Origin of the sequence: Campylobacter sp. 1569 (assembly GCF_024723675.1) — a bacterium.
Classification (GTDB): Bacteria; Campylobacterota; Campylobacteria; order Campylobacterales; family Campylobacteraceae; genus Campylobacter_D; species Campylobacter_D jejuni_C.
In genome coordinates, this window is record NZ_JANQDB010000037.1 from 1 (window position 1) to 1,763 (window position 1,763).

At 29.8% G+C, this 1,763-nt stretch carries 1 pseudogene; it reads right to left on the reverse strand.

What is annotated here, in order from left to right:
- Positions 1 to 1,763 (reverse strand): annotated as a pseudogene (locus CAMP5060_RS08020) (hypothetical protein); the annotation flags it as partial.

The following is a 1,763-nucleotide window of genomic DNA, read 5'->3' on the forward strand; positions in this document are numbered from 1 at the left end:
GGCTTCACTTGAACTAAAACTAGGAAGCACTGAGGCTAATGGATCATTAATTTTTGCATTTTCTTTAAACTCGTTGTATTTTAAAATTTTATCACTTTCATTATTATATGTTTGTATATTATACTTATTCCATTCATTTTTATCAGTAAAATCATTTTGCAGTGCGTTTTCTTTATGATAGATATTTATATTCTCATAAGAAACAATATTATCTTTTTTTTCAAAGTTAGCTACTAGTAACCCAGTTTTTTCACCGCCATTTATTTTAAAGTTTTCATGAAAAAATAAATGTATGTTTTTCATAGCCCAAGGTTCAACTCTAGTATCTGATCTAAAATTTCCTATAAATCCGCCAGCATATCTTCCGCCTTCAATACTTTCAATATCATCTAGTCTTATATTTTCTATAGTAAAATAACCTTGTCCACCTAATAATAGATCACCTATAAATCCACCTGCAAAAACATCTGCTTTAATATTTCCAATATTACTTAAGGATATATGTTTAAATTCTTTAGGGGTGTTAGACATATCACCTATAAATCCACCTGCTTTATCTTTTGCTACAATATCACCTATATTGTTTAAACTGATATTTTCAAAACTACTATTTCCTGATGATCTTCCTATAAATCCGCCAGAGTTTGTGCTGTTAACGACAAATCCATTATCTAACGAAGCACTTCCGATGTATTTAATATCATCTATCTTGATATTGCTATATTTACCCGCAGATTCACCTGCAAAACCTCCAGATGATTGTCCTCTTATCATTCCTATATCTGACAAACTAATTCCATCAAAGATATTTTTAGGAGTCAAGAAATCAAATCCATTTGCAGTTCCAATAAAACCACCAGCTTTAACAAATGAATAATTACCTATATTTCCTATTGTTTTTAAAGTTATATTTTTAAATTCACCTTTATCAGATCTACCAGCAAAACCACCAGCTGTTTCCATTCCATTAATATCACCTATATTTTGCAATAATATTTTGTCAAATTTAGTATTCTGCGTATATCCTACAAAACCACCCACTCTGTTTTTTCGAAAATCAGATGCATCAAAATCTATTACAATTCCTTTTATCATATTTTCTAAAATGATATTTTCAAACACACTCTGTTTATTGGTTCCATTTGATACATATCCTACAAAACCACCTATATAATCAGCTTTTTTAGTTTGAATTCCGCCACCTTTATAATCTATCTTTATATTTTTAAAAGTGGCACCATCAGCTCTGCCAAATATACCAACATTATTTGGTTCAAAACTTAATTTGGTTGTATCGATATTAATATTGCTTAAAGTATACCCTTGTCCATCAAAAGTTTTTGTAAATGCGCCAGTAGTTCCAACTATCATATTAGTGCAGTTATTACCATCTATGCAATAGTTAGCATAGTTTTTACCTTCGCTAGCCCCAAAATCTATATCATCTACTAGTTTATAGGTATCGAAAAAATCTCTCATATTATTTTTGTTTTCATTCCATCCTTTAGCAAAATAAAACCAGTCTACATCAGAAGCTATGGAGGCATATTTTTCAAATTTATCTTTATCTACTAGTTTTTTATTGCCTAAATTTGTTTTATCTATGTTTTCATATTCTTGAGTGTTAAATTCAAAACCGCTGATTTTATCTCCATCTTTATAATAAGAACTTGTGGATTGCTGCAATGAACCTTTTACATAAGCACTAGCAATAGTAGAAATTGAGTTAATACCCCCTGCTAATATATTTACCTCATTCCCCA